This window comes from Nostoc flagelliforme FACHB-838, from assembly GCF_014698065.1.
Classification (GTDB): domain Bacteria; phylum Cyanobacteriota; class Cyanobacteriia; order Cyanobacteriales; family Nostocaceae; genus Nostoc; species Nostoc flagelliforme_B.
The window spans coordinates 1-19,791 of record NZ_JACJSI010000116.1; the positions used below are offsets into that span (position 1 = coordinate 1).

24 protein-coding genes and 1 pseudogene are annotated in these 19,791 nt (G+C 41.8%); 20 read left to right on the forward strand and 5 right to left on the reverse strand.

Annotated elements, in window-relative coordinates:
• Positions 1-240 precede the first annotated feature (240 nt).
• The 5 genes from H6G97_RS31095 (at position 241) to H6G97_RS31110 (ending at position 4,390) form a co-directional block, all read left to right on the forward strand.
• On the forward strand, positions 241-2,028 hold the full coding sequence (locus H6G97_RS31095) for a hypothetical protein (RefSeq protein ID WP_242055458.1): 1,788 nt from the start codon (positions 241-243) through the stop codon (positions 2,026-2,028).
• Between the two features lie 209 nt (positions 2,029-2,237).
• Positions 2,238-2,909 carry a response regulator gene (locus tag H6G97_RS31100; RefSeq protein ID WP_190944356.1) on the forward strand — a complete coding sequence of 224 codons (672 nt, stop codon included), beginning with the start codon at positions 2,238-2,240 and terminating at the stop codon, positions 2,907-2,909.
• Positions 2,910-3,229: 320 nt separating this feature from the next.
• On the forward strand, positions 3,230-3,367 hold the full coding sequence (locus H6G97_RS51455) for a hypothetical protein (RefSeq protein ID WP_199349770.1): 138 nt from the start codon (positions 3,230-3,232) through the stop codon (positions 3,365-3,367).
• A 77-nt stretch (positions 3,368-3,444) separates the two neighbouring features.
• Positions 3,445-4,158 (forward strand): alpha/beta fold hydrolase, encoded by a 714-nt coding sequence (locus H6G97_RS31105; protein ID WP_199349772.1) that lies wholly within the window; start codon positions 3,445-3,447, stop codon positions 4,156-4,158.
• 85 nt (positions 4,159-4,243) lie between these two features.
• A complete protein-coding gene (locus tag H6G97_RS31110) occupies positions 4,244-4,390 on the forward strand; it encodes a hypothetical protein (RefSeq protein WP_242055459.1) in 147 nt (48 codons plus the stop codon).
• A 134-nt stretch (positions 4,391-4,524) separates the two neighbouring features.
• Here the strand turns inward: H6G97_RS31110 and H6G97_RS55510 are convergent.
• A pseudogene (locus tag H6G97_RS55510) lies at positions 4,525-4,698 on the reverse strand (tyrosine-type recombinase/integrase); the annotation flags it as partial.
• A 75-nt stretch (positions 4,699-4,773) separates the two neighbouring features.
• Here H6G97_RS55510 and H6G97_RS31115 point away from each other — a divergent pair.
• Complete coding sequence (locus H6G97_RS31115) at positions 4,774-6,048, forward strand: glycosyltransferase (protein WP_190944357.1); 1,275 nt, start codon at positions 4,774-4,776, stop codon at positions 6,046-6,048.
• 88 nt (positions 6,049-6,136) lie between these two features.
• A complete protein-coding gene (locus tag H6G97_RS31120; RefSeq protein WP_190944358.1) occupies positions 6,137-6,883 on the forward strand; it encodes an FkbM family methyltransferase in 747 nt (248 codons plus the stop codon).
• Positions 6,884-6,910: 27 nt separating this feature from the next.
• Here H6G97_RS31120 and H6G97_RS31125 read toward each other — a convergent pair whose 3' ends face one another.
• Positions 6,911-7,930, reverse strand: a complete 1,020-nt coding sequence (locus H6G97_RS31125) for a tyrosine-type recombinase/integrase (RefSeq protein WP_190944359.1) — start codon at positions 7,928-7,930, stop codon at positions 6,911-6,913.
• 72 nt (positions 7,931-8,002) lie between these two features.
• Positions 8,003-8,443 carry a four helix bundle protein gene (locus tag H6G97_RS31130; RefSeq protein WP_179076836.1) on the reverse strand — a complete coding sequence of 147 codons (441 nt, stop codon included), beginning with the start codon at positions 8,441-8,443 and terminating at the stop codon, positions 8,003-8,005.
• Positions 8,444-9,049: 606 nt separating this feature from the next.
• Between H6G97_RS31130 and H6G97_RS31135 the strand changes: the two genes are divergently transcribed.
• From H6G97_RS31135 to H6G97_RS31180, 10 genes are all read left to right on the forward strand, one after another.
• On the forward strand, positions 9,050-10,489 hold the full coding sequence (locus tag H6G97_RS31135; protein WP_190944360.1) for a hypothetical protein: 1,440 nt from the start codon (positions 9,050-9,052) through the stop codon (positions 10,487-10,489).
• A 100-nt stretch (positions 10,490-10,589) separates the two neighbouring features.
• Positions 10,590-10,727, forward strand: coding sequence for a hypothetical protein (locus H6G97_RS31140; protein ID WP_190944361.1), 138 nt, complete (start codon positions 10,590-10,592; stop codon positions 10,725-10,727).
• Between the two features lie 248 nt (positions 10,728-10,975).
• Complete coding sequence (locus H6G97_RS31145; RefSeq protein ID WP_242055460.1) at positions 10,976-11,143, forward strand: site-specific integrase; 168 nt, start codon at positions 10,976-10,978, stop codon at positions 11,141-11,143.
• A gap of 116 nt (positions 11,144-11,259) precedes the next feature.
• Positions 11,260-12,873: a glycosyltransferase family 39 protein gene (locus H6G97_RS31150; RefSeq protein WP_190944362.1), complete on the forward strand. Its 1,614-nt coding sequence runs from the start codon at positions 11,260-11,262 to the stop codon at positions 12,871-12,873.
• 336 nt (positions 12,874-13,209) lie between these two features.
• Complete coding sequence (locus tag H6G97_RS31155) at positions 13,210-13,971, forward strand: ParA family protein (protein WP_114085639.1); 762 nt, start codon at positions 13,210-13,212, stop codon at positions 13,969-13,971.
• A complete protein-coding gene (locus H6G97_RS31160; RefSeq protein ID WP_190944363.1) occupies positions 13,962-14,345 on the forward strand; it encodes a hypothetical protein in 384 nt (127 codons plus the stop codon). The genes H6G97_RS31155 and H6G97_RS31160 overlap by 10 nt, the downstream gene beginning before the upstream one ends.
• 27 nt (positions 14,346-14,372) lie before the next feature.
• Positions 14,373-14,615 carry a hypothetical protein gene (locus tag H6G97_RS31165; RefSeq protein ID WP_190944364.1) on the forward strand — a complete coding sequence of 81 codons (243 nt, stop codon included), beginning with the start codon at positions 14,373-14,375 and terminating at the stop codon, positions 14,613-14,615.
• Positions 14,612-15,025, forward strand: a complete 414-nt coding sequence (locus tag H6G97_RS31170) for a type II toxin-antitoxin system VapC family toxin (protein ID WP_190944365.1) — start codon at positions 14,612-14,614, stop codon at positions 15,023-15,025. Before H6G97_RS31165 ends, H6G97_RS31170 begins: the two co-directional genes overlap by 4 nt.
• A gap of 144 nt (positions 15,026-15,169) precedes the next feature.
• Positions 15,170-15,454 (forward strand): DUF3303 domain-containing protein, encoded by a 285-nt coding sequence (locus H6G97_RS31175; protein ID WP_190944366.1) that lies wholly within the window; start codon positions 15,170-15,172, stop codon positions 15,452-15,454.
• 1,009 nt (positions 15,455-16,463) lie between these two features.
• The gene (locus H6G97_RS31180) at positions 16,464-16,802 is read left to right on the forward strand and encodes a hypothetical protein (RefSeq protein WP_190944367.1); all 339 of its coding nucleotides are present in this window, start codon (positions 16,464-16,466) and stop codon (positions 16,800-16,802) included.
• 102 nt (positions 16,803-16,904) lie between these two features.
• Here H6G97_RS31180 and H6G97_RS31185 read toward each other — a convergent pair whose 3' ends face one another.
• Complete coding sequence (locus tag H6G97_RS31185) at positions 16,905-17,138, reverse strand: hypothetical protein (RefSeq protein ID WP_190944368.1); 234 nt, start codon at positions 17,136-17,138, stop codon at positions 16,905-16,907.
• A 123-nt stretch (positions 17,139-17,261) separates the two neighbouring features.
• Between H6G97_RS31185 and H6G97_RS31190 the strand changes: the two genes are divergently transcribed.
• Positions 17,262-17,975 (forward strand): tetratricopeptide repeat protein, encoded by a 714-nt coding sequence (locus H6G97_RS31190; protein WP_190944369.1) that lies wholly within the window; start codon positions 17,262-17,264, stop codon positions 17,973-17,975.
• Between the two features lie 96 nt (positions 17,976-18,071).
• Here H6G97_RS31190 and H6G97_RS31195 read toward each other — a convergent pair whose 3' ends face one another.
• On the reverse strand, positions 18,072-18,608 hold the full coding sequence (locus H6G97_RS31195; protein ID WP_242053566.1) for a MarR family winged helix-turn-helix transcriptional regulator: 537 nt from the start codon (positions 18,606-18,608) through the stop codon (positions 18,072-18,074).
• Positions 18,609-18,667: 59 nt separating this feature from the next.
• On the opposite strand from H6G97_RS31195, the gene H6G97_RS31200 reads away from it, so the two are divergent.
• Both H6G97_RS31200 and H6G97_RS31205 read left to right on the forward strand, forming a co-directional pair.
• Positions 18,668-19,138, forward strand: a complete 471-nt coding sequence (locus H6G97_RS31200; RefSeq protein WP_190944370.1) for a GNAT family N-acetyltransferase — start codon at positions 18,668-18,670, stop codon at positions 19,136-19,138.
• Positions 19,139-19,409: 271 nt separating this feature from the next.
• A partial coding sequence (locus H6G97_RS31205; RefSeq protein WP_190944371.1) for an HNH endonuclease occupies positions 19,410-19,791 on the forward strand: 382 nt, incomplete at its 3' end.

Genomic DNA, 19,791 nt, shown 5'->3' on the forward strand with positions numbered 1-19,791 from the left:
TACACATGGGCAAAAGCGAAAGCTAAGAATATCGGGAGCCGGATGCCGTGAAAGTGGCACGTCCGGTTCTAACTGAGAGGTGCGGGAGATAATACTCCCCATCGACTCAACCAGAAGGCGCTTGGCTGGGGAGGATTTGAGTCTGATATTCTGAGCTATCTTTCGGATATAAATAAGCTCGAACAGTTTGCCGATTATGCGAATAATGCCCAAGAGTTAAGTGACCGATTAGAACCATTTTTGGACAATGCCAAGGTGGTCTTTGAGGCGATGGCGTGGCAGGGAACTAGCAGTGATCGGATCTACTTCTGCATCAAAACCCCAAAGAAAACATTGACCTGCTCAGACAAGAATGGACGACCTTTCAGGATGACCCCATTTTATTGGTCACAGTGGAAGAGTGATGGAATGCCCTCTCAAGTAGTGCGTGACCCAGCTATGGGGGTTAATGGGCTGGTGAAAGCGACCAACCCATATAAGCCGTTGTGGGCGTTTGGTGGATTCTTGGGGTTTGCGCTTGCGGGGTGGATGCTGCGCCATTGTCAGTATGAGGAAAAGCAGAGGGCAGTTTTTGAAGACATTGCCCAAAAACGGGACGCAGCGAAGGCAGAGATGGCGGCACGTTCCGAGTTACTAGAGAGTTACCGAGATGTTGCGATCGCAGAAGTCCAACTACAAGCCGACTTGGATCTAATCGCTAATGATCGCACTGTGGATATCCAAAAAGCCGAGATTTACGCCCACACGGAAATTGAAGTTACCCAAATGGAGGCATCCGAGGCTATCTTTGAGGCGCAAACGGCGGGGATGACCGAGCAACAGAAAGCAGAGTACATCAAGCAGTTGCGCCTTATGAAAACGCCCTATTTGCAAGGGAGTCAGACCTTAGCGGGGACGATTGACCCCAACGACAAGGTTACTGGAGATGAACAGGGCGCAATCGCACCGGGAGCAACCCCAACAGGTGATTACCTTCACCCATCAGAAGGTCTTGCCCTAAATACTTTGCAAGCCTTAGCCAGAGCCGATAGTTCCACTGCTTTAGTCGCCGCACCAGGAAGCGGTAAATCAGTAACGCTCAATTACTTAATTCAGAAAATCTTGGCGGATTACAAGAATGCCGATATCTGGGTAATTAGTGCTAAGAATGATAGTTTCTGTGGTTTACGAGAGAAAGAAAGGGTAATTGTCTTTGACGGGGAAAACCCAGACCTAGCCAAAGAGGTAATTGACAACTTTTACACGGACTACAAAAAGCGTAAGCAACTACCAGAATCAAAGCGCGAATCCTTACCACCATTGATTCTAATTCTGGATGATTGGCTAGTAATTGCTGACTCATTAAGCAAGCTTTACTCTGATTGGAATTATGGGAGTAAATTACTTGATGTTTTACTGATTGGTAGAGAGTTTAATACTAAGTTTATTGCCTCTCTACAGTCTTTTAATCTGGCAGCTTTGGGTATTGAAAAGATGGACGCACAAACTCGTCTCTGTCTCAATTTATTGTTGTTAGGTAACAGGTATATCAAGAACGGAAGGGAACAAGAATCTTATGGGGTGCTGGAACTGATTTTAAATAGAGGTGACATTATTCCAGGTAAACAAGAACGAGAACAAATTAAATCTAAATACTTGGATATTAAAGCAGTCTCTTATCAAAACCTCCGCCCAGTTATGATTGCTTCCGTTGGTGGTTTTGTTGTGGCATTAATGCCTCTCTTATCTAATAAAGTCAACTCCATTGCTTCGGAGCAGGAATATCTAGATAGAGTATTTGACCTGGAATTTAATTTAAGCTCGACTCACCCGATACATCCTAAACCATTATCTGAGGTGGCTAACAAGATTTTTGAATACTTCCAGAATGTCAAGACTAAAACCCCAAAAACATTACGCGATTTGAAGAAAGCAGACAGGCTATCTGGTTATTCAGAGCCAGAGTTAATTGATGGTTTAGCTGAATTAGTAGAGAGGGAGAAGATAAATTCTGACGGCAATGATAGCTACTACCTACCTGATTGGTGAAAGTCCTGCCGTGATGCCGTGGTCATAAAAAGGGATGTTTTACGGGCTTTTCTGAGTGGACACGGCATACGGCAGCAATCACGGCAATCCATACCCTGTATAGGTCGTAGCCTACGGCACTGCTACGGCAGCACGGACACCCACGGCAGAAGCATCAATAATAAGTCCGCCAATAAATAGCCATTTATTATTAGAGGATTATCAATATCATGCTGAAAATAGTAATTGTTGAACCAGAAATATTTACTCTCTTAGGTATCAAAGGTGCTATTGAACAATCTCCTGATATAGAAGTTACAGGGTCAGCTAATTGTGGAAAGATAGGTTTTCAGTTAATTGAACAGACTAACCCTGATGTTGTGTTAGTTGATTTATTATTGCCCGATATGAGTGGTTTAGAACTGACTCGCTCAATCAAAAGGAAAACTAATAGTAAAGTGGTGATTTTTACTAATCAGACTCATTCAGACTTTATTAACTCAGCTTTCCGTCATGGTGCTGATTCTTATATGCTCAAGACGGCTGATATAGAATTGATTGAACTAGCCATCAAGAGAGCTTACTTTAATGAATGTCTACTTGACCCTAAGCTGGCTAAAAAATTATTAGAAACCCTTTATCAAAACAGATATATTGACCCTAACTTCGTTGAGAAAAACTTGCTTGACTCTCCCACCGAGCGACAAATACAAGTCCTGCGATTACTGGCGCAGGGGTTAGTTTTTGAACAGATTGCCAGAGAAATGTTTCTCTCTGTTAGTACAGTCAAACATTATGCTAGTGATTTGTACAGTAAATGGCACGTAAAAAACCGTTATGAGGCGATAAAAAGAGGGGCGATGCTTGGTTATATAGACTATAACTTGATTGTGAATGAATGATTTATTGGTGAGGAGACCGAAAGAATTAAGTCGGGTATTGGTGGGGTTTATTTTTGTACAAAATTTCTATATCCCTAACAAGCCCAATCGTTGCTGCAATACCGAAGAGCGCACCGTCAGAACATCGGCAGTCATTATTGAGATACAGCCCAACTTTAAGGTAAAAGGTCAACGGTTCAGTTAGGAGGAATTGAAGCGACTGTTTAGCCAAAAAATTAAGGGGACGATGTATACACTGCGACTGCAATCCTTATCCCAGTTGTTGGTGTGCTTGTCAGATTTAGAATAGGCCTTGTCAACAAAAGTTGAACGTATTTAGCATGAGTTTCACCCAGCATCTTCAAGATCAGTACATCAAAGTCGGTTCTGTTAATACCCGATATTGGCAACTTGGTGAAGAAGGAAGCGAGATAGTTTTGCTGCATGGTGGTGGCGGTTATAAGCTAATGAGCATTTAAGTTGCATAAACCCAGGGCTGAAGCCCTTACCACGAGCGAGTCAGTCTGGAAAAATGAATGACGATTAGCTTATTGAGTTGTGGAAGTACAATATTTTTGAGCTAGCCAAGCATCACCGTGTTTATGCTTTCGATATGGTTGGTGCAGGTCGAACAGATAAGCCTGATGCCAAATATACCTTTGACTTCATGGCGAAGTTTACACACTCTTTGATGGAGGCTTTGAATATCCCTCATGCCAACTTGATTGGAGCCTCCGCCGGAGGAGGAGTGGCGTTAACTTTCGCGCTCAAATTTCCAAACAGGGTCGATAAGCTGGTAATCGTTGGCAGTGCAGGCTTAGGAAAAGAAGTAAGCTGGCTATTGCGACTGCCAACGATTCCACTTTTAGGTGAGTTATTAGGTTCTCCAAGTCGGTCTGGTCTGGCAATGTTGTGCAAGCAGGCTGTCTACGACCCAAAACTGATTACCAATGAGGTGGTCGAAGAGTTTTACCAAATGGCGACGATTAAAAGAGCCAAAGAAGCCATGCTCAGTGTTGGTCGTGAAAATTTCAATGTCTGGGGGCAGTTTTATCAGCCGATTGTTGAGAAATTAAATACCATCACTGCTCCCACATTGCGAAAATACGGGTATCCCCTGATGCTTGCATCAATGGAACCCGTAGATGGTGGAATGAGTTGCTCTATCAACTCAATTCATTATGGAAATTCTAATCATTATTCAAGTAGCGTTTTTCTGTTTATTGGTGCTACTGGCAGTCATCCACATACTACAACTGATATACATTGAGTGGCGCAAACCTGACGCAGAACGCCCACGCCAACCATCTGGCAAAGTTTCTCAATCATACCGTAGCGACCCAAGGAACAGAGCATTGCAAAGTGATTTACTCACATTGCTTAAAGGTGATGTAGCCACAGCAAAACGCCTTTTATTGCAACAGAGGCGACGCAAGCCAGGTCAATCAGATAATTGGTACCTAGAGAAGGTCATCTACGACTTGGAACGCGATCGACACTGATTAGTCAAAATTCCCTTTTCGTCACTTGATACTTAAAACTACTAAAATTCATGTATCAATAATCATGATTGATTTCCTGTCCAAGGATTTAAAGCACTCCGAGAAATATTTTGGCTTCAGCTAATTAATTTTTCTCACTTGGAATCCTTCAACATAAGAGTCAACAATTCCGACATCTCCCACAGGTCTTTATTCCGGTTGTCATCATAAATCATCAGCGTTCGCGGGTCAGCATGACGGCTTAACTTCTGCACCTTTCTGATATTCCCATCAGTCGCATCAAGCGCCGTCGTAATCGCTGAATGCCTTTTGCACACGTTTATATGAATATATGGCAGTTTTCTGGTATATATTACATCAACTTCTAATTACCAATAAATAAAATGACTCATTATGGCTTAATTTGCCCGGCTTCAACAGGTCATCTCAACACGATGCTCCCTTTAGGGAAAGAACTACAACAGCGTGGTCATCGTGTTACTTTATTTGGTTTTCGTGATGCCGAAGCCAGTACAGTAGCAGCAGGACTAGAATATTGCGCCATTGGTGAAACTGAATTTCCCCCTGGTATCAATGCACAAACCTTGGCTAAATTAGGTCAACTCAGTGGGCGGGAAGCATTGCAATACACTGTTGAGTTACTCAAAGATGGGGCAACGGTGAGGCTGAGAGATGCACCATCGGTGATCAAAAATGCAGGAGTAGAAGCACTGTTAATAGACCAACTCAACCTTGAAGGAGGAACTATTGCAGAGGTTCTAGGGCTTCCCTTTATTACTATTTGTAGTGCTGTAGTCATTAATCGAGAGCTTAGTATTCCACCCTACATAACTAACTGGGGTTATAACCCAGCGTGGTGGGCAAGATTGCGTAATAAATTAGGCTATAAAGCCTTAGATCGTGTCGCTAAACCCATCAATGAAATTATTAATGAATATCGTCAACAGCAAAATTTACCTCCCTACCTTACCCCCAATGACCGGTATTCTCAGTTAGCACAAATCAGTCAACAACCAGCCCAACTAGAGTTTCCCAGAGAGAACTTACCTCCATATTTCCACTTCACAGGCCCTTTTCATAGTTCCATCGGTCGGGAGGTTCCTGATTTTCCTTTTGAAAAATTGACAGGAAAAACCTTAATTTACGCCTCAATGGGAACTATACAAAATCGGCTGCTGGGAATTTTTCAATCTATTGCTGAAGCTTGTCAAGATTTGGATGCTCAATTAGTAATTTCTTTGGGTGGTTCTACAAGTCCAGAGGCTCTACAAGGGCTACCCGGTCAACCTTTAGTTGTTAAATATGCCCCACAATTGGAGTTGTTGCAAAAAGCAAATCTCACCATCACTCATGCAGGGTTGAATACCACATTGGAAAGTTTAACAAATGGTGTGCCAATGGTGGCGATTCCTATTACTAATGACCAACCAGGAGTAGCTTCCCGCATAGTTTGGTCAGGATGTGGTGAGGCTTTACCCATTAAGAAAGTAACCGTTTCTAAGCTAAGAACAGCCATTCAAAAGGTGTTGACAGAAGAAAACTATCAAAAGAATGCTCTTAGATTGCAGAACGCAATTAAGACAGCAGGGGGAGTTAGCCGAGCTGCTGATATTGTTGAGCAAGTTTTATCTACGGGTAAACCTGTTCTTTCTCAGTAAATGCCTGATACCTATTTATAGATGATGAACCAGGAATCCTTTGTCAAAAAGGATAAATTAAATCTTCACCAAATAGCTTCAAGAAATTATGCAGAAATTGAATTTACCAAATAATTTAGAAATTTACTGTCTTGGCAAGGAGGAAACAGAATATATATATCAAGAAATATTTATTGAACAGCAATATTTACAGCATGGCATTACTATTAATGATGGTGACTGTATTGTTGATGTTGGTGCTAATATAGGATTATTTTCTATATTTTTGAGCCAATTGCATAAATCATTAAAGATATTAGCCTTTGAACCAGTTCAACCCATATTTGAAGTTTTACAGGCAAATGTCAATTTGCATTCTCTGGACAATATATCTCTACAAAATTATGGATTGGGTTCAGAAAATATTTCAGAAACAGTGTTTACTTTCTATCCCAACATGGCTGGTAATTCGACAACTAGACCTTTGGAGAAATTAGCTCAAAGAGAAGTAATGGATCAGGCTTTGAATCAAGATATGGTAGAATACCTTTTTCAAAGCCAAGAAGTTAAAGGTGAAATCAAAACATTATCTTCTGTAATCAATTCATTAGCCATTGAATCTATAGATTTATTAAAAATTGATGTGGAAGGTGAAGAATATGAGGTTTTGCGAGGCATCAATCAAGATGATTGGACTAAAATTAAACAAATAGTGCTTGAGGTTCATGACGTAGAAGACAGAATATCTCAAATTAAAACCCTTCTAGAAAGTCAAAATTTTCAGATTATAGTTGAACATAATAATTTAATTCCGCCGACACTCAAGATATTTAATTTATATGCTGTCAGAAATTAAGTTATTAATAAAAATTGATAATTTTTTTTATTTGCCCGAATCCTTCAACATTCCCGTCAACAATTCCGACATCTCCCACAGGTCTTTATTCCGGTTATCGTCATAAATCATCAGCGTTCGCGGGTCAGCATGACGGCTCAATTTCTGCACCTTTCTGATATTCCCATCAGTGGCATCGAGCGCTGCCGTAATCGCCGAATGCCTGACCCTGTGGGGTGACATTGGTTTCTTCACCCCCGCCTTCTTAAAAGCAGTAGCCACTATTTTATAGATGGCATCCGTAGTCAATCTATGCCCTGAATTATGAAAATCTAACGCTGTAAATATCGGTAAATTGCCATTCAAATCCCCCCTGGCAATTAACCAATCTGCAAGAGCCGCCGCCACATCTTTTGACATATCCAAATATTCTTCATTCGTTCCCTTACCCTTCCCCAAAACTCTCAACTTACGCCCATAAAAATCAAAGTCTCCCACATTAAGATGACATATCTCTTGGCGACGCAACGCTAAACCCCACAGCACCAGAAAGATTGCATAGTTGCGCTTACCAATCAAAGTCTGCCTATCAAACTGCTGAATTACAATAGATATCGCTTTGCTATCAACACCCCGCGTATCCCGGTACGCCTTAACCTTCTCCCCTGAAACATCTTCTAGGGAATAGTTGCACACTCCCAACTTCCGCCCCATCTTCGCCAGCGACTTAATCGCCGCCAGCCGCCGATTGATGGTTGCCTCCCGCAGCCCAGATTTAATCAACATCGCCTTGTATTTCAACACCACCATCACCGCTTGTTCTCGCTGCAAGTGCAAAAACTCCAGCACACTATCACCACTTGGCGGTAATAAAGTCATCTTCAGAAAGAAATCTCTCAAATCCTTCTCATAAGCACGTCGAGTATTGGGGTTGCGCTTGTCTGCCAACAGCTGCGCCAACACATCTGGGTCGCCCTGAAGCTGTGCGTCAAAATATCTGGCGATCGGGGCATCTAAACACGCCTCTAATGAAGCAAAGACAATTTCTCCTGAATTTGGATTTGACATAAGTGCTGACTCGCGTTCAATAAGAATAAGCAGGGGGGCAGGGGGGCAGGGGAGCAGGGGAGATGAAAGACACTAAGAGTCTGTTTTTCTGCCCGGATGTCCGACTGTTTTCTTTATCAGCCAAGGGGTAGGATTATTAATCATGCTTACTAAACTACCTAGAACCTTATTATAAGTACCGTAAATCTCTCTACCTGTATCAATATCCAAATAGTTACACTTGACGGCAAATTCAATCCACGTCTGGGTTTCAGCAGCTTCCGCTTGTCTACGACACGCTCCGCGAACACAATCATTTAATTTAGCCACAAATGCTGCTACGTATCTACGTTTCCTCCATGCTTCTGCTAAATTCGCACATACAGAACGAGAGCAACGACGAATTTGGTCTGTGAGTGAATAACGTTCCTCGACTGGAAACTTTTTAGATACCTCAAATATCTTCATAGCTGCATCAAAAGCCATCTGATAGACTTTCAAGTCTCGATGATTTGTAATTGCATTTTTTTCCATTTGCTATCTCTTTCCCCCCTGCTCCCCTGCTCCCCTGCCCCTCTGCTTCCCCAACCTGGCTGATTAGGCATAAATGCTCACTGCGTCGTTATTGATAATGTAGCTTTCCAATAACGACCATCATACGTCACTCACTTTGAGTATGGATGCTTTGATTAGATGAATACCTAAATCCGTTTTGCGGAAGTGATAGGGTGTCAATTGGTGATACGAAGTCTGTAATTTCCGGCTTTGATATCAAAATTGATAGCTTTTCAGAAATGGACTGCGCCCAGGTGGTAGTAACTATCAGAGTGCTGAATTATAAATAACTTCTATAAATAACCAGGGGAATATAGCCCCACAAAAGCCCAGTTGTTGTGATTGGGTTTTTTGCTGGGGTGCGATCGCTGTCCTTTCACAGCTTTTACCGTGAAAACTATTAAATTTGATTGGTATTACTTTACAAAGAATACTGAAACTGAAACAGTGAAGTTATTTAGAAATAAAAACGTGAATCCAAAAATCAATATGAAAAAAATTATTTTATGCCTAATGAGTTTGAGCGTAGCACTATGTCTAATACTGTTTTCGGAACAGACTTATGCACGCAATTCGGGGTATGAAGTGTGGCTTTCAGATCAAGGAAATACTCAAGGAATTACGGCCAGTTCGCCGAATGGACTGTATGGCGGCAAAGTCAGGATTTATGATAGTGCAGACTTGGAACAGAACCCACCCATAAACAATCCATTGGTATTAGATGTAGTAACTGACTTATTTCCAAATGCACTCTTAACAACAGGATCTGATGTCAACAGAATTCATGGAATTATTCCCACCTCAGATTATAAATACATGACATTAAACTTTGTTGCTTCAGGGCATTTAGGGATAGTAGACGGTGAGACAAAACAGCCTGTGTGCTTATTCCGCTCTACTGCAACTAGTACAGGTAGACAAAATCATATGTCTACGATATCTCCAGACGGCACAAAAATCCTCATCGCTAACCAAAGTGGGCGAATGCTTGAGCGAGTGGATATTCAAAAAAATACCGCAGGACAAGTAACAGGATTTAACTATAACGCGGATGGCAGTATTGACATGGTTGGTGGGACGGGACGAGTATTAAATCAACCTATTGCGGTAGATGTTAATCTTGGGGATAACATTAGTTGTACCGTAACCGGACAGGTCGCAGACGGACAATCCTCTTCTACCCCCAACGGCAATCCTAAACAAGCCGCAGGAGTTCGCCCGACTAATACAGTAATTTGCCCGATTATTTCCGACAACAGTCAGCACGCTTACGTAACTTTAGGCGGCGGTGGTATGTTCGTGGTTGACATCACTACCGCACCCATGAAGATAGTAGCTGAATACGATCTAAACGTAGTTCATGCTGCGGGTTGTGGAGGACAGTCGGCTAATGGATTTATGATGCTCAACACTGGAACCTCTGCCCCCAATGTTTCTGAATTTACACTCTATCGGTTTACACAAGACTATCCTCTAGCACCGAACTATAATCAACCCAATCAACCATTACCAGTTGCTGTCTGGGCAGACCCAGACAATGGAAAAATCATACTAGGAAACAATCGAGATGCACATGGGATGGTCATCGTCAAAAATTTAAGTTCTGGAGAGGACAAATACCTGCACCAGTTTGATCGGGTACGAAATAATGCAGAAGTATTTCAGATGAATCCCCCGTGGGAAAATCTTCACTTGCGTCACGAAGGTACGTACAGTCTGACAACGACTGGAGCTTGTGGGACAACTCTGGGAGCAGAGCAAAGTAATGATCCAACCCCGGATTTAGCTGATCTATCTTTAGGTAATAATGGTGACAAGATTTATGTTGCCTTACGGGGGCCAAATCCTCTGACCATAGCACATGCAGCAGCAGGGAGTTGTCCTGGATTGGGAGTTATTAAGCTATCTCCTAATAACAAAAGCGGTGAATTAACAAATGTTTTGCCCACGATGATTATTAGTGGAGATAGCACGAAAAACTTGAGTGACCCTCACGGGGCTATTGTGCGTCAAAAATTAAACTAACTATTTCCTACAAGAAAGGTCAGCCACAATGCAATAGCGATGGACTATGCCCCACCATAGACCATCGCTGTTGTTATCTCAGTGCAGAAGGTGAAGGTTTATGACTGCTGCCCCTGATATTGCCATTGTCAAACCTTTAGGTGAGGTTTATCTAGGGGTAAAAGTAGCCAAAACGCATTTTGCCGCCATGCGTCACCTGAAAATCATACTCAGACTATGTTTCAGAAAAAAAAATTGACTTTAATCTAAAAATTAGGATTTTGCAGATCAGATCCACTACTTTTATTCGTACCAATTGAACCTCTCTAATTTTTACAACCTGAAACCCTTGTGGCTACGTGACAAAATCCTGTGCAAAATAACTTAGACTTTTACTGGTACAGTCAAAACAAGCTTTTTCTCCGTTTTTTGATAAAAATAGCGATTTTATTTCTGTAACTCATTCATGGCAAGTCTTTCAAGCTTTACGTGGCGGCAAAATCTGTTTTGGCTACTTTTACCCCGATTACTACAGTATTGGATCTGAACAATGGCAACTACCGCGCAACTGTGCGTTTCAGCAGACACGCCCAAGTGCAGACGGTCTTAAAATATGATGATAACCGCCAGCGTTTGCAAAAGCAGATGAGCGACTCAATATCAGAATTGATTTAGGTATAAGACTTAAAAATTTAAATATTGCCAATTTGAAAATTTTGATAGACATAAATCCGCTTATATATTAAGTTCCTTATAGAAAGCCTATGAAATAATATAATTAGGAGCCTGTTTTGCGTTTTTTCCTCCTTATTGTGCTTTTATTAGGCATATTTTTCCGTTTTACGCATCTTGACCACAAAGTGTATTGGTATGATGAAGCCATAACATCTCTGAGGGCTTCTGGTTACACTGAACAAGAAGTTGTTCAGGACTTTTCCAAAAAGTCAGTAGTTAGTGTAACTGAACTCCAGCGATATCAACATCCTGATGGAACAAGAAGCGTTATTGATACAGTCGAAAGCGTAGCCAAGGAAGATCCGCAGCATCCACCGCTATACTACGGTTTGGGAAATTTTTGGTTCCATAGCATCGGTAGTTCACCAGCATTAGCTAGGTTGTTACCTGCCTTACTTAGCCTGCTAGCATTCCCCAGTGCTTATTGGCTGTGTCAAGAGATATTTGTTGAAACAGGGGTTTTCGCTTCAAGGCTGCCTACATATTTAATGATAGGACTAATTGCCATCTCGCCATTTCACGTGCTTTATGCACAGGAGTCGAGACAATACAGCCTATGGTTTGTAACTACTTTACTTTCAACAGCATCTTTACTGCGGGCAATACGACTAAATACTAGGATTAGCTGGGGTATTTATCTACTTACTCTGGTAATCAACCTTTATACCTTTCTCATGGCTGGACTGGTGATGGTTGCTCATGGTCTTTATGTCATGCTTATCTATGGGTTTCGTCATCAAAAAACTCTCAAAGGTTACTTTGTAGCATCTGTGCTAGGCGTTATCGCTTTTCTTCCTGAGGTTTGGATTCTAATTATTAATAAGTCTCAAGCTAACGAAGGTCTTGATTGGACATACCTTTACAGCCTTAAAAACTCAGAACTCAGTGATATATGGATTCAGCACCTTGGTCGGCTCTTTTTTGATGTGAATCAAGAACCCTGGGATTTTTATGTGCATCGAGTGTTGCTAGTTTTAACCGTATATGCTTTTTATCGCCTCTGTCGTCAAACGCCCATGTCAGTTTGGTTACTGATTATCCTTCTGACTGCTGTTAGCACATTGCCTTTAATGATGCCCGATTGGATTTCAGGAGGGATGCGCTCCACAAAAGCACGATATATGATTCCTGGCTTATTGGGAGTCCAACTAGCTATTACTTACTTGTTAGCGAGAAATTTAGCTAGTCCTGCGTTAAAATCTTGGCATAATAAAGTTTGGCGATTAGTCTTAGTTATCCTAGTTTCGGGAAGTATTTTGTCTTGTGCTGTTAACGCTCAAGCAACAGTTTGGTATAACAAAGATCATAATGGAGAAAATATAGCTGTTGCCAAAATTATTAATCAGACAACTCATCCTCTTTTGATTAGCGATGCAACAGTAGGTCATCTTTTATCTTTAAGCCATTCACTTAACCCAACTGTACAAATTCTTATTCAAACTCGTTGCGCTACCTGTCCGATTCAACCTTCTGGCACATTTAGAGTTCCGATGCCAGCAGCAGAAGAATTAAAACGGTTTAGTGATGTTTTTTTATACCGATATAATCCTAGTAAGGACTGGCTTAAGGAATTAGCAAAACAGCAAAATTATAAATTTGAACCTGTTGTATTTGGTTTTGCTAAATTCTCAAAAGACAGACCTGTGCTTTGGAGAGTTATCCCTATTTAAAAAATGGCATTGCATATTTTTTGTGGAATGAATTACTCCTTTTGTGTCACTTTGAGGAATTATCAACTCATGTGACCGCGCTTTTGTCGGGTAATGAAAGTTTCACGACATCACACGAAAAGCGCCTATTGTAGAGCTTGTAGCTTTAGATCAACTAATTTCTATTTCCTGATCTACGTGTCAAATCAATCGCTCCCCGCTTTATCGTGTGTGTTCCTAGCTCACGTGTTATGGCTGTATCAGTCAGATAATCTAGATTAAAGAATAAATAATCAATAATCTAGAATCTATCATGTATAATATTTGCCACATAAGCAAACTGAGTCAAATGTAGACGTGACCCAAAAACTGGCTGTCTTCAACATGAAAGGAGGGGTGGCGAAATCGACCACCGCTTACAACTTAGCTGTGGGTCTGGTCAAGTTTAAAAAGCAGCGGGTATTAGTTATTGATATCGACCCACAAGGAAACGCTAGTGCTGCACTAGGGATTCCCATCTGGCAGCTAGAATTTCAGCTAAAAGATGTGTTGCAGCACAAGGTTCCGCTAGCACAGGTACTGGTGACAACTGCTAGTGGTGTAGATGTAATACCATCTAACATCTTGCTGGCAGAAGAAGAAATTCCAATATCTGGTCGTCCAGGCAGAGAACTCCTACTCAAAAAAGCGATCGCTCCAATATTAGATAAATATAATTTTGTGCTGATAGATTGTCCGCCTAACGTGGGTGTGTTTGCCATCAACGCACTGATGGCCAGCGATGGGGTAATCATCCCAGTAGACATGAGCTATTTGGGCTTGTTGGGCGTTCAAGGAATTGAACACGCCCTAACTTTGGTTAGAGATCAGCTAGATCATCCCATTGCGATAGCAGGTGTGCTGGCAACTCGGTATGACCGCAGGAACAATCTTAGTAAAGAAGTTTTAGATGCGTTAACTGAGCATTTTGGCTCAAAGATGTTTAAAACGGTGATTCCTGAGACGGTAAAAATCCGAGAAGCACCTTCTCACGGGCAATCTATCTTTGAATACGACCCAAACGGTGTAGGTGCTTCTTCTTACCGGGAATTAGTTAATGAGGTTTATAAATGGCAGTAAATAAAAATAAGTCGCGTTCAGTTCTCGGTGCTAATCCTTTGACAAAAGGGGTTTTCAACAAAACTGAGGTAGAAACTCAGGCTAGTGAAGAAATAATCAATAATCAAGAATCTAGATTCTTGATTAAAGGTGATAGAGAGGCAGTGAATCTGCGCCTGCCTATCGAACTGAACGACTGGCTCAACGATCTACTCAAGAAAGGCAAGCGCAAGCATGGTGCTAAAGTACCGAAGGAAGTTTGGGTGCAAGCTGCTTTGGAATTGTTCAAGGCAATGCCCGTAAACTGGGAAGAGATTGATTCAGAGGAGAATTTGCAGTCAGCACTATTGAATCTAGAAACTAGAATAAAGAATCTAGAAAATATTTCAGCATAAGCTCTGAGGAACATTCCAAAGGTTTTTATGAACAAGATGGTAACGGTTGTATTTGATGGAAATGTTTTGCACCCAGATGCGCCCTTGGATTTGACACCGAACACGCGTTATGTGATTACAATTCAAGAATTGAAATCCCCATCACCCGATGGTGATGCTTGGGATGTGCTGGAGGCAATGGTAGGAACTGTTGAGGCATCTGAGGACTGGTCTAGTGAACACGATCATTATTTGTACGGTACTCCTAAGAGCAATTTAGGCAATCCATGAGTAATGAGCGCTTGTTTTTGGATACAGTATTTATCCAGGCTTTGTTGAATAAACGCGACCAGTATCATTATCAGGCTAAAGCATTTCTGCCAAGAGTACGAGCGGCAATGGCTGTTTGGGTAACAGAAGCGATATTGGTAGAAGTTGGTAATGCTTTGGGTGCTGTCAATCGCCCAGGGGGAGCGCAATTTATCCAGCAGTGTTATAACACTGCTAATTTACAGGTGGTAACTGTTGATACACCATTGTTTAACCGTGCGTTACAGCTTTATAACGAGCGTCCTGATAAAACTTGGGGTTTAACAGACTGCATTTCTTTTGTCGTGATGTGGGAACAAGGTTTGACAGATGCAGTTACTGCTGATCTACATTTTGTTCAAGCTGGGTTTCGGGCATTGTTGCGCTCATGATTGATGAACGCAATGATTACTACTCAGATAAAAGTAGCATTTATGCCCCCTACTTAATAGGCAAAGCGACTGCTCCCTAAACTTGTGAGCTTTTTTCACCCCAGTTATGATGAAGTACGTTGCTGATGATTGGAAGACCATCAAATGCTATTTATGATCATTGAGCGATTTAAAGACAATGATATGCTGCCAATTTATCAACGTATTCGGGATGAAGGCAGAATGTTTCCTGAAGGTCTTAAATATATCGATAGCTGGGTAGAACCGAATTTTAGTAGATGTTTTCAGGTGATGGAGTGCGATGACTTACGCTTACTTCAGGAATGGATTTTGAAGTGGCGCGGCTCAGGAGCGACTTTTGAAATTATTCCGGTAGTGAGTAGCAAACAAACCCAAGAACTTATTGCGCCTCTGCTTGATGGTTTGTAACGGCAAAGTTATCTGCAAGCAACTAGGCACGTTAAGCTTGAAGAGACTTGAAATTTTTGCTGATTGCTTAACCATAATAAATAGCTTCCCGTGCAGATTTCATATCAAGCCAACTTGCGCGAACGCGCAATCAAGGCACGACCGCACAAGGAAGTTATGCGGTAATGGCAATCCCAAACCTTTACTACAAATGAATGACAGCCTTTACTTTTAACCCCCGTTGCTTAAGAGTTTTTCTTACATCAGGGTGGCTTGTTTCTTCAGAGTACAGTACAGACTTTGCGCTAATAAACCTATTGCATATAAAAAACCCTGGAGAAATGCCAACTCTATCGAGATTGCAATTTATTCAGGGTTGTAAAGTGTATATTTATGGCACGTAAAAACGTAAACTAAGTATTCCCCAAAATTTTGGGATTTGAACATTAATAGATTTGATTTTCAGGGGGGCGTGCCGAGAGCAACCACAGAGTATATGCTCTACTCTCTAACATCTAAATGGAAATTACCCAATTTTTAGCTCAATGCCAAAAAAGGGATCGCGCCAGATCAATATATATAGGCAGCAATTACACGTAATGGCTCAAAGGTGTAACGCGATCTCGTGTATGTACACTTAAAGTTGTTGACTATTGTACGTTGATCAACTGTAAAAGATTCTCGCCAAATTACGACTGTCGTTACCTCGCCGACTTCGTAGAACATATATGGTTATTTGAAACAGTGGCGATATTTGACGTGATTGCACGCTCCGTGCAGTTAAGAAGGCGTAAGCCTACTCGTAGCAGATGGGAAAATACTCTAAAAAACCTCAAAGTAAGAAACTCTAAGACTTAATTTCTTACTTTTGTTGTCAGAAGCCGCGCAAGATCAATACTTTTGGGCCCATTGTCTCGCAACTATCTTGCTCGGTCGCGGCTTGCATCAGGTTCAGAAATTTGTGATCGCTAGCGAAGCTGGTATATCATAATTATTTTCTCATGGACATGAGCAGGGTGACTTAAATATTATGTTTAATCGTTTTTTGTTAGCTACAGTTTCCTTATTAACTGCCTCTTGCATCTTTGCAACTACTGCAAAGGCAGAGTCGAAACAAAGGGAGCAGCAGTTGCCAACAGACAGACACCAAGTATGGCCTACACCCGTGCCGACGCAAAACACCCGACGACGAGCAGGAGAAGACCAAAAAACCTATTTTGATAGGATAATAGGGAAGTCGCCACTCGAATGGCCATCTAATGAGGACTACTGCCGAATCGACTTCTTGTCCTACAACCCATGCTTGAGAGAGGAACAGCAGCGGCAGTACAACAGAAGCCGAAGTCAGGAGTCATCTGGTTCACAGTAGTATGCCAAATAATCACAATTGAAACGGACGATCTGTCAAATTATTAGGCGAACGCATAAGTGAAGAGTATGTGCCAGATCATAAACAGCGTTTGACTGTACGTTATGAACCTGCAATCTGCTGTAACTCTTTATAGCGCTTGTGATTTTTTGACCACTCTTCGCAAACTTCTATAACAAATCTCTTCTCTTGTTCTGTCAAAAGCTCATCCGATTTTCCAGAGGCTAAAATATAGGCTGCTTTTGCCGCTCTGTCGTACTTCACACCAAATTTGACTAGTTCTGTGTGAAATATTTTTTCTTTCTCCTTTTTCGACAGTGAAAAGTTATGTTGCATGGTTCAGCTAGACTGGAATCCACCCAAATATTGGGTTTCTCCAGAACGAATCGCATTTGCAGATATCTCGGCTCAATGCCAAGCTATAGTAAAAAATATGACATTACTTAGGCAATAAAAGCGATGACGCTGAAGTGTAAACTCAAGTCAGTACTGGTTCACTCTTTTAGCTGCATTCCTCTAGCTATCTTAATTGGAAGTAGTATCTCAGCACTAGTAAATGCTCAAACTATCTCTCCTTTTCCACCTCCTTTTCCATCTTTAGAAGAACGAGAGTATCAGAGGTGTTTAGATAGGTCTTCAAACTGTATAAGGCCACCATTAAACGAGCAGATACCAAAACCACCGGAACAGAAATCGGAGCTACAGAGGTTAATTGGACAAGCGACTTCTGACTACAATAGCAGAAGATTTTCAGTTGCAGAGGAAAAATTCCGCCAGTTGATTAAGAGCTACCCAAAATATCCATTGTTATATTATCAGCTTGGCAATGCATTGATGCGTCAAGGAAAAGCTGAAGAAGCTGTTAGTCAATACCAGCAAGCTATTCGGCTCGATCCTGACTATGCTGTTGCTCATAATGGTATAGGAGTTACTCGCGCTAGGCAATTCCGGTGGAAAGAGGCAACTGAAGAGTACCAAAAAGCACTGATTATTAATCCCACTTATGCCGATGCGTTGAAAAATTTGGGAGAAGCACTTTGGCATCAGGGTAAACCAATAGAAGCGACTGCTTCTTTAGAAAAAGCCAGAAATTTATTCAAACAACAGGGTAGAACGGAGGAACTTCAACTAGTAGACCAGCTTTTACAACAAGTGCAACAGAACACCCTCTAAGGGTTAACATTACGAGATAACTGGCATCTTACGTTACTCAATTACTTAACTTAGTTACTTAATTAAGTAAAATACAAAATTCTATATTTATCCGCCTTAAGCCAATTCGCTGTAACGTTTACCCACTGGACAATTCAAACAGTTTGTTTCGTCACATAAACGGCAGATAGTTAAGGCACTGTCCTTTGTTTTAGTCAGGGAAAACAAGATTTGGTTAGTGATGCGGCATAAATTTTGGCGGTCTTTTGAAGATAGAGAAGCGATGGCTTCCTCAAGTGCCTTAAGCCGCGCTTGATGGAGCTTGCTCACCAGAGCTTCCCCTTCTTTTGTCAATTTCAACTCCACAGCCCTGCGATCCACAGAGCAACGTTCACGGAGAATTAAACCTTGTTTCTCCAGTCGCTCTACAAGTCGCACTGCACCAGGATGCGACATCCCAAGGGCGCGGCGCAATTGTTCAATCGGTATCCCTGGTGCATGTCTTACCAAGCACATAGCTTCGGCTGCCGGCCCTGCATCATCGATCATTCGCTCCACAGACTGGGCAACGGAATCTGTCAAGGCAAGGGACAAAGCCCCCAGTACATTCGCAAGGTTAGTGTTTTCCATCCCTAAATTATATGCGTGAAGCATATTGACCTCAAGTAAATTCGGTGGTTATTATATGCTTCAAGCATATATCTAATTTCTCCATGATCCGACCTACAAAACCCGAAGATGCAGTGGCACTGATTGAAGTAGCCAACACAATCGGTTTCCAACCGCACGAGATCGAGGCTCTCCGCAAAATGCTGGCTGACTACTTCGGCGGTAACACCGACAGCGATCCCTTCTGGATCACCGACTTTGATGACAAAGACGGCCCGGTGGGGGTCGCCTACTGTGAGCCGGAACGAATGACCGAGCAGACGTGGAATCTACAATTGATAGCCATTCGCCCCGACCACCAGGGACAAGGACGCGGTGGCAAACTGCTGCACTACGTTGAAGAAACTTTGAAGGCGCGTGGTGGACGAATGCTACTGGTGGAAACATTGGCGAGCTTCGAGCGCACAAGGAAGTTCTACGCGAAGTGCGGCTACGAGGAGGAGGCTCGCATTCGGGACTTCTACACGGCAGGGGCTGATAAGATTGTGTTTCGTAAAGTGTTGAATGCGGCGTAGACTACAGTAACCCATGAACAAGTTTTAGTTCAGAAACGAAAGGATAGCAAAGTAAGAAAATTTAGAACAGTATTTCTGAAACTGGTGGCTCAACACCAGCAATATCAAGAGTTTTGAGATCCATCCTTTCGCATCTCGGCTCAATACCGAATACATATTTAGTCATGAATCATTATCTAAGTATAAATTTTCTTGCGTTGACCCTGGATAATCCAGTTGTGTTGATTTCTAATAAATCTCTAACTTCCCAAGTAATCGAAATTGTTTGATTATGCCAGAGTTTATTTATAAAAACAAAAAAGGTATTGTAAGAATAGCTTTTTATAGCGAAGAGGATCAGGACTTAATTGAAAATTTTAGGTGGAGGATTGATCATGATGGTTTTATGCGACGAAACAGCGCTAGGGATAAGTTTGGAAAACAACAAACTATTTTTTTTCATAATGTTATAGCCCAAAGAATGGGGCTTGATACTAAACTGACGATCCTACACCTCAATGGAATTAAAGGGGATAATCGTCGCTCAAATCTTCGAGCTGTAACCAAACAACAAGCTCAGATGTCTAGGGGTAAGCACTGCAATAACAAATCTGGATTTAAAGGTGTCGTCAAAAAATCGCCGCTCAAATTTAGAGCGCAAACTACGCTCAATA

Bases quoted from the DNA above. Each gene is read 5' to 3' on its own strand.
- H6G97_RS31100 (WP_190944356.1), top strand. From the start codon at position 2,238: ATGCTGAAAATAGTAATTGTTGAACCAGAAATATTTACTCTCTTAGGT.
- H6G97_RS51455 (WP_199349770.1), top strand. From the start codon at position 3,230: ATGAGTTTCACCCAGCATCTTCAAGATCAGTACATCAAAGTCGGTTCT.
- H6G97_RS31115 (WP_190944357.1), top strand. From the start codon at position 4,774: ATGACTCATTATGGCTTAATTTGCCCGGCTTCAACAGGTCATCTCAAC.
- H6G97_RS31120 (WP_190944358.1), top strand. From the start codon at position 6,137: ATGCAGAAATTGAATTTACCAAATAATTTAGAAATTTACTGTCTTGGC.
- H6G97_RS31125 (WP_190944359.1), bottom strand. From the start codon at position 7,930: ATGTCAAATCCAAATTCAGGAGAAATTGTCTTTGCTTCATTAGAGGCG.
- H6G97_RS31130 (WP_179076836.1), bottom strand. From the start codon at position 8,443: ATGGAAAAAAATGCAATTACAAATCATCGAGACTTGAAAGTCTATCAG.
- H6G97_RS31140 (WP_190944361.1), top strand. From the start codon at position 10,590: ATGACTGCTGCCCCTGATATTGCCATTGTCAAACCTTTAGGTGAGGTT.
- H6G97_RS31160 (WP_190944363.1), top strand. From the start codon at position 13,962: ATGGCAGTAAATAAAAATAAGTCGCGTTCAGTTCTCGGTGCTAATCCT.
- H6G97_RS31165 (WP_190944364.1), top strand. From the start codon at position 14,373: ATGAACAAGATGGTAACGGTTGTATTTGATGGAAATGTTTTGCACCCA.
- H6G97_RS31170 (WP_190944365.1), top strand. From the start codon at position 14,612: ATGAGTAATGAGCGCTTGTTTTTGGATACAGTATTTATCCAGGCTTTG.
- H6G97_RS31175 (WP_190944366.1), top strand. From the start codon at position 15,170: ATGCTATTTATGATCATTGAGCGATTTAAAGACAATGATATGCTGCCA.
- H6G97_RS31180 (WP_190944367.1), top strand. From the start codon at position 16,464: ATGTTTAATCGTTTTTTGTTAGCTACAGTTTCCTTATTAACTGCCTCT.
- H6G97_RS31185 (WP_190944368.1), bottom strand. From the start codon at position 17,138: ATGCAACATAACTTTTCACTGTCGAAAAAGGAGAAAGAAAAAATATTT.
- H6G97_RS31190 (WP_190944369.1), top strand. From the start codon at position 17,262: ATGACGCTGAAGTGTAAACTCAAGTCAGTACTGGTTCACTCTTTTAGC.
- H6G97_RS31195 (WP_242053566.1), bottom strand. From the start codon at position 18,608: ATGCTTCACGCATATAATTTAGGGATGGAAAACACTAACCTTGCGAAT.
- H6G97_RS31200 (WP_190944370.1), top strand. From the start codon at position 18,668: ATGATCCGACCTACAAAACCCGAAGATGCAGTGGCACTGATTGAAGTA.